The following is a 7139-nucleotide window of genomic DNA, read 5'->3' as shown; positions in this document are numbered from 1 at the left end:
GCGGCGGTGCCCCTGGCCCACGAGCCGCGGACGGCGCCGCTGCGGGCCGGGGCGGCCAGGGTGGCCGGCGGCCCGTGGTGCAGGGTGCGGTAGCTGCGCGGGTCGCCCCAGCGCTCGTCGACGCTGCGGCGGACCCCCGGGAACGACCCCTGGTGCTGCCCGGCGGCCCGGCCGGGTCCCGAACCCGAGCCCGCGTCAGCACCGGAACCCGGCTCCAGGTCGGGGTCCGGACCGCGGCCCGGAGCCGCGGCCCGGAGCGCCTCCGCCAGCGGCGACGGGGGTGCGGAGCGGCCGTCAGGAGGTGCGGCGCGAAGCGCTTCGGACAGGGGTGGCGGTGGGCGACGGGCGGGCGGCGTGGGTATGGCGGCGGCGAGCAGGGTCACCACGGTGGAAGCGCTGCCGCCGGAGAGGTCGGTGCTGACCCGGTGCGGGCGGTCCGACTCCGCGCGCACCCGGCAGCGGACGGCCTCCAGCAGGCTGCGGGTGACCTCGCCGGTGGCCGCCGCCTCGGTGATCTCGGTGCTGCCGCCGACGCCGGGGAGCTGCGGCTGGTACCCCTGCGACTGCGGCCGTCCGGCGCGGATGCTGAGCGCGCGCCCCGGCGGCACCCGCCGCACGCCGGCGAACGGGCTGCCGCCGTCCACCGCCTCCGGCGCGTCCGGCACGGCCAGTCTGGCGGCCAGGTGGAGCGGGTCCACCGGGGCTCCGACCAGGTCGGCCAGCGGCAGCGCCGCGGTGGCGTAGGCGGTGCCGCCGCACCACTGGGTGTGGAAGACCGGGCGGACCCCGGCCAGGTCGCCGATCAGGGTGGTCCTGGTGCCCTGCTGCAGGACCACGGTGTAGCTGCCGGGCCAGACGGTGAGGTGGCGCAGCGCGCCTCCGCTGGCGGTGAGCAGCGCGGTGCGCAGCGCGGCGTCGCCGGCGCCGCAGTGGCCGACGACGGCGAGCCGGGCCACCGCGCCGTCGGCGGCCGCCGGGTCGTCGGGGTCCTCGGGCAGGTCGGGGAAGCCGGTGCGGACGGTGTCGTCGGGGCGCAGCTGCCGGTGCACGGAGACGGTGCGGATCTCCTCGGCGCGCCAGTCGCCCACCGCCCAGAGCGGGTCGGCGCCGCCCCACAGCAGCCTCCCGCCGAGCGGGCGCAGTTCGCGCAGGCCGGGGTCGGCCACGGCGGACGCGCCGTTCCACCCCACCAACCACCGCATGGACGCCTCGCCTCCGTGGGTCCCGGGCGGACGGCAGCGGACCTGCTGTCGCACCGTCAGGAACCGTTCAGGGACATGGTGCCATCTGCACGGCCGGACTTCGCCGGGCTGGACGCGATCGTTTTCGGGCGCGACCGGAAAGAGATATGCGGAGAAGGACATGAACGGCAACCGGACAGACGGGATCCGCATCCGGGCCGCTCCCTCCCCGACCCGGATACGGCCTTCCCCGTGCCCCGTTCCAACGAGTTCCGCTCGGGGGGTGTCCGCACACCCCCCGAGTCGGCCCGCCACCGCGCGGGGAGTGCGGTGGCGTCCCCCGACCTGCCCTCCTCGACCGCAGGCCGACCCACACCGGCCATCGAAGCCCTGTGCACCGGACGTGGGGAGGGGGCACAGGAGGGCGCACGGCCACACACGGCGGGGGCACAGCGGGGGCGCTGCGTGGCGAGGGACCGACGGTCCCGGATCGCCGCCGCGGGGCCCGGCGGGGGCCCGCAGAGGCCCGGCGCCGGCCCGATCGGGGTCCAGCAGGAGAGAGCGGTATCCCGCCATACGGAACGGAACCTCTTAACCGTGGGAACGCGGGGAACTACTCTGGGTAGAACGCTGTCCGGCGGGGAGGTGGCACAGGGCATGACCACCACAGGGCGAGGGCCCAACGACAAGCTCGGCACGCTGCTGGCGCTCGCCGGAATCAGCAACGCCGGGCTGGCCCGTCGGGTCAACGACCTGGGCGCGCAACGGGGTCTGACATTCCGGTACGACAAGACCTCGGTGGCCCGCTGGGTCGGCAAGGGCATGGTTCCGCAGGGCGCGGTGCCGCAGTTGATCGCCACCGCGATTGGCGGAAAGCTGGGACGGGCCGTCCCACTGGACGAGATCGGCCTCGGCAGCACCGGTCCGGCGCCGGAGATCGGGCTGGCCTTCCCGCGCGAGGTACCCGAGGCGGTCCGCCATGCGACCGCGCTGTGGGGGCTGGACTCCGGCACCCCGCAAGGGAGTTCGACCGCCCCCGGCGGCGTCCGGCGGGGCTGGTGGGACAACCTGGCGGGCACCTTCTCGGTGACCGCGTACGCCACCCCGGTCTCACGCTGGCTGATCACCCCGGTCGACGGCTCGGTCGCCCGGGACGCCTCGGCGCTGGAACCGTCCGAGGAGGCGCTGCGGATCCGCGCGGTCATGGGCGACAAACAGCGGGGGCAGCGCGAAGCGCTTCGGACGCGGGCGGTGGTGGGTGACGGGAGGGCATACCGGGTCGGCCACGCCGACGCCGCCAAGCTGCGGCAGGCGGCGGAGGAGGCCCGGCGCTGGGACTCCCGCTACGGCGGCGGGGACTGGCGCTCGTCCATGGTCCCGGAGTGCCTGCGGCACGACGCGGCGCCGCTGCTGCTCGGCTCCTACAGCGACGAGGTGGGCCGGGCGCTGTTCGGCGCGACCGCCGAACTCACCAGGCTGGCCGGGTGGATGGCCTTCGACACCGGTCAGCACGAGGCCGCCCAGCGCTACTACATCCAGGCGCTGCGGCTGGCCAGGGCCGCGGCGGACGTGCCGTTCGGCGGCTATGTGCTGGCGTCGATGAGCCTGCAGGCCACCTACCGGGGCGCGGCCGAGGAGGGGGTGGACCTCGCCCAGGCCGCCATCGAGCGCAACCGCGGCCTGGCCACCACCAGGACCATGAGCTTCTTCCATCTGGTCGAGGCCCGCGCGCACGCCCGCGCGGGCAGCGCGCACGCCTGCGCGGCGGCGCTCAGCGCGGCGGAGACCTGGCTGGAGCGCTCCCGCCCCGGCGACGCCGACCCGGCCTGGATCGACTTCTTCTCCGCCGACCGCCTGGCGGCCGACGCCGCCGAGTGCTATCGGGACCTCGGAGTCCCGCTGAAGGTACGTCAGTTCACCGCCCAGGCGCTGGCCAGCCCGACCGAGGAGTACGTGCGCTCGCACGGCCTGCGGCTGGTGGTCTCGGCCCTGGCCGAGCTGGACGACGGCGACCTGGACGCGGCGGTCGCGGCGGGGACGCGGGCGGTGGAGGTCGCCGGACGCATCTCCTCCCAGCGGACCAGGGAGTACGTCCAGGAGATGCTGAAGCGGCTGGAGCACTTCAAGACCGAGAGGGCGGCCGTGGAACTCGCCGAAAGGGCCCGCCTGGTGCTCGCCGCCCCGGCCTGATCCAGTGCCGCAGCCGAAGCACCGTGATCACGTCGCAGCCCCCGGGGGCGCGGGAACCGCGCGACCGGCCAACTACGGTCCGCAGCCGAAGTTCCCGCCACCTGCGACGGCGCGCCGCCGCACCCGCGTGGGAGTATCGCGCCGTGGAGACGAATGGGTACGACTGCGACGTGGTGGTCATCGGCGGCGGGATCGTCGGCCTGTCGACGGCGTATGCGATCAGCCTGGCCGCGCCGGGGACCTCGGTGATCGTGCTGGAGAAGGAGCCCGCCGTGGCCGGGCACCAGACCGGGCACAACAGCGGCGTGGTGCACAGCGGCCTCTACTACAAGCCCGGCAGTCTCAAGGCCCGCTTCGCCGTCGAGGGTGCCCGGGAGATGGCGGCCTTCTGCCGTGAGCACGGGCTGCCCTACCAGCCCACCGGCAAACTCGTGGTGGCCACCGGCAGCGAGGAGCTGCCCCGGCTGCACGCGCTGGCCCAGCGCGGGCGGGAGCACGGCCTGGCCGTGCGCGAACTCGGCGCGGCCGGCATCGCCGAGTTCGAGCCTCAGATCAGCGGGGTGGCGGCGCTGCACATCGGCGACACCGGGATCTGCGACTACCCGGCGGTCGCGCGGGCGTACGCCGAACTCTCCGGCGCACAGGTGCGCACCGGGGGAGCGGTCGTCTCCATCGCGCGCCGCGCGGACGGGGTCACGGTGGGCACCACCCTCGCCGAAGTACGGGCCAAGGTGCTGGTCAACTGTGCCGGGCTGCACAGCGACCGGATCGCCAGGCTGGCCGGGGACGAGCCCGGGGTGCGGATCATCCCGTTCCGCGGCGAGTACTTCGAGCTGTCGCCGCGGACGGCGGAGCTGGTCCGCGGGCTGGTCTACCCGGTCCCGGACCCGGCCTTCCCCTTCCTCGGCGTCCACCTCACCCGCGATCTGCACGGCGGCGTCCACGTCGGCCCCAACGCCGTGCCGGCCACGGCCAGGGAGGGCTACGGCTGGGGCCGGGTCAACCCGCGCGAGTTCGCCGGGACGCTGGCCTGGCCCGGCGCCTGGCGGCTGGCCGCGAAGCACTGGCGGGCTGAGGCGGTGGAGGTGCGCCGCTCACTGTCGCACCGCGCCTTCACCCGCGACGTCCAGCGGCTGCTGCCGGCGGTCCGGGCCGCGGACCTGGTCCCGGCTCCGGCCGGGGTCCGCGCCCAGGCCGTCGGCCGCGACGGCACGCTGCTGGACGACTTCGCCTTCGCCGAGGCCCCGCGCACCGTCCACGTGCTCAACGCCCCCTCGCCGGCGGCCACCGCCTCGCTGCCGATCGGCCGCGAGATCGCCCGCCGGGCGCTCAAGCTCTGCGCGGACGGCCGGTAGCGGGCGGTCAGTACACTGGACGCCATTGTGACCAGCCATCCCGCACCCCCCGCCGTCCCGCAGCCCGTCATCCCGCAGCCCCCCGTCCCGCAGCCCGGCGCCCCGTTCTCCGACGAGATCCGCCGCGAGCAGCGGATCCGCAGTTTCCACCCGCGCAAGGGGCGGATGAGCGACGCCCAGCGGGCGGCGCTGGCCCGGCTGTGGCAGCAGTACGGGACCAGGGTGGACGGCAGGTCGCAGCTGGACCTCGGCGAGCTGTTCGGCGACCCGGACCTCCCGGTGGTGCTGGAGATCGGCTTCGGCATGGGCGAGACCACCGCCGCCATGGCCGCCGCCGACCCGTCCACCGGCATCCTCGCCGTGGACGTGCACACCCCCGGCCACGGCAACCTGCTGCGCAGCATCGAGTCGGGCGGCCTGAAGAACATCCGCCCGGCCGAGGGCGACGCCTTCATCCTGCTGCGCGACCAGCTCCGGCCGGACTCGCTGTCCGGACTGCGGATCTTCTTCCCCGACCCCTGGCCCAAGGCCCGGCACCACAAGCGGCGGCTGCTGCAGCCCGAGTTCCTGGAGCTGGCCCTCTCCCGGCTGCGCCCCGGCGCGACCGTGCACTGCGCGACCGACTGGGAGCCGTACGCGGAGCAGATGCTGGAGGTGCTGAGCGCCTCGCCCGAACTGGAGAACCTGCACCCGGACGGTGACGGGGGATACGCACCGCGACCCGAGTGGCGCCCGGTGACGAAGTTCGAACGCCAGGGCCTGGAGAAGGGCCACGTCGTGCACGACCTTCTGTTCCGCCGCCGCTGACCCGGCACCCGGGTGAGTAGCGGCAACGCCTTACGGGAGGCTTATCCGCCCCGCTAAGGTCGTACGGTGAGCAGCCCGCAGCCGGAACCGACCGCGACCGCCGACATAGCCGCGCCCTGGCAACCGGCCGCCCCGGCGCCGGGCGACGCGCCCTGGACTCCCCCGGTGCCGCAGGCCGATGAGCAGCCGCAGTTCCAGCTGACCGGCAGCTTCCGCTACAAGGCCCGCCGCAACCCGTTCGAGAGCAAGGCCCTGCGCCTGACCGCGTTGATCGTGCTGCTGGCGCTCTGCGGCGTCGCCATCCTGGCCCTGGTGCAGCGGCAGACCGGAACCTCCGGGCTGCTGATCGGGGTCTGCCTGGCGGTGCTGCCCGTCCCGCTGGTGCTGGGGGCCTTCTACTGGCTGGACCGGCTGGAGCCCAAGCCGCTGCGCAACCTGCTGTTCTGCTTCGCCTGGGGCTCCTGCGCGGCGACCCTGGTCGCCATCCTGGCCAACACCTGGGCGACCTCGCTGCTGATCAGCCATCAGATCGGCAGCGGCGAGACGCTGGGCGCGAGCCTGGTGGCGCCGCTGGTGGAGGAGTCGGCCAAGGGCTCCGCGATCCTGCTGCTGTTCCTGTTCCGGCGCCGCGACTTCGGCGGGATCGTCGACGGCGTGGTCTACGCGGGCTTCACCGCGACCGGCTTCGCCTTCACCGAGAACATCCTCTACATCGGCCGCTCGGTGCTGGACGGCGGCAAGGACGGCGCCGGCTTCGCCCAGACCGTGGTCACCTTCATCCTGCGCGAGGTGATGTCGCCGTTCGCGCACCCGCTGTTCACCTCGATGACCGGGGTGGGCTTCGGCGTCGCCGCGATGTCGCGCAAGCGCTGGGCGAAGGTGATGGCGCCGATCGGCGGCTGGGTCTGTGCGATGTTCATGCACGGGACCTGGAACGGCTCCTCGGTGCTCGGCCCGCTGGGCTTCATCGGCGTGTACTTCCTGTTCATGGTGCCGGTGTTCTGCCTGATGGTGTGGCTGGTGGTGTGGTCGCGCCGGAACGAGCTGCGGGCCCTGGAGCGGCAGCTGCCGGTGTACGCGGCGGCGGGCTGGATCGCCCAGCAGGTCCCGCTGGTGCTGTCGTCGATGCGGACCAGGAAGCAGGCCAGGGAGCTGGCGCGGTTCACCCAGGGACCGGTCGGCGACAAGGCGATGCGCGAGTACGTGGGCTTCGCGACGGCGCTGGCCTTCCTGCGGCAGCGCGCCGAGCGCGGGCTGGCCGGGGCGGACTTCGTGGAGCGCGAGCAGGAGTTGCTGCACCACCTGTGGGAGCGCAGGGAGCGGGTGGCCGAGATCTTCGTCCGGGTCGGCGCGCAGGAGTGGTACCGGCGCAACCCGCAGGCCAGGGGCTTCGGCGGGTTCCCGGGGGCGCCCGGCATGCCCGGAGTGTTCGGGGTGCCGCGGGCGTTCGGCGCGCCCGGCGGCTACCCCGCCCCCGGCTACGCGGCGGCCCCGGCCCCCGCCGCCTACCTCCCGGCCCAGCCCGGCCCCGGCTACGGCGGCTACGCCCCCACCACCCCGGCCACGGCCTACGGCTACCCGGGCCCGGCCCAGCCCCAGCCCTGGC

The 7139-nt window shown here is 74.7% G+C and carries 5 protein-coding genes; 4 read left to right on the top strand and 1 reads right to left on the bottom strand.

Going from position 1 to position 7139, the window contains the following annotated elements; translation table 11 throughout:
• Positions 1-1202, bottom strand: a 1202-nt coding sequence (locus TR46_RS35185; protein WP_500801777.1) for a macrolactam cyclase family protein, incomplete at its 3' end; no start/stop codon positions are given.
• A 636-nt stretch (positions 1203-1838) separates the two neighbouring features.
• Between TR46_RS35185 and TR46_RS35180 the strand changes: the two genes are divergently transcribed.
• The 4 genes from TR46_RS35180 to TR46_RS35165 form a co-directional block, all read left to right on the top strand.
• Positions 1839-3371, top strand: coding sequence for an NsdA family TPR-like regulatory protein (locus TR46_RS35180; RefSeq protein ID WP_042410545.1), 1533 nt, complete (start codon positions 1839-1841; stop codon positions 3369-3371).
• 143 nt (positions 3372-3514) lie between these two features.
• On the top strand, positions 3515-4726 hold the full coding sequence (gene lhgD / locus TR46_RS35175) for an L-2-hydroxyglutarate dehydrogenase (protein WP_042410543.1): 1212 nt from the start codon (positions 3515-3517) through the stop codon (positions 4724-4726).
• A 27-nt stretch (positions 4727-4753) separates the two neighbouring features.
• Complete coding sequence (gene trmB / locus TR46_RS35170) at positions 4754-5533, top strand: tRNA (guanosine(46)-N7)-methyltransferase TrmB (protein ID WP_439654416.1); 780 nt, start codon at positions 4754-4756, stop codon at positions 5531-5533.
• Positions 5534-5599: 66 nt separating this feature from the next.
• Positions 5600-7139 (top strand): PrsW family intramembrane metalloprotease (locus TR46_RS35165; RefSeq protein ID WP_052433380.1); only part of this gene is annotated, 1540 nt, incomplete at its 3' end.

Source organism: Streptacidiphilus carbonis, from assembly GCF_000787775.1.
In the GTDB taxonomy this organism is placed as follows: domain Bacteria; phylum Actinomycetota; class Actinomycetes; order Streptomycetales; family Streptomycetaceae; genus Streptacidiphilus; species Streptacidiphilus carbonis.
The sequence above is the reverse complement of the archived record's forward strand: the minus strand, read 5'-3'. Positions and strand labels throughout refer to the sequence as shown.

Bases quoted from the DNA above. Each gene is read 5' to 3' on its own strand.
- TR46_RS35180 (WP_042410545.1), top strand. From the start codon at position 1,839: ATGACCACCACAGGGCGAGGGCCCAACGACAAGCTCGGCACGCTGCTG.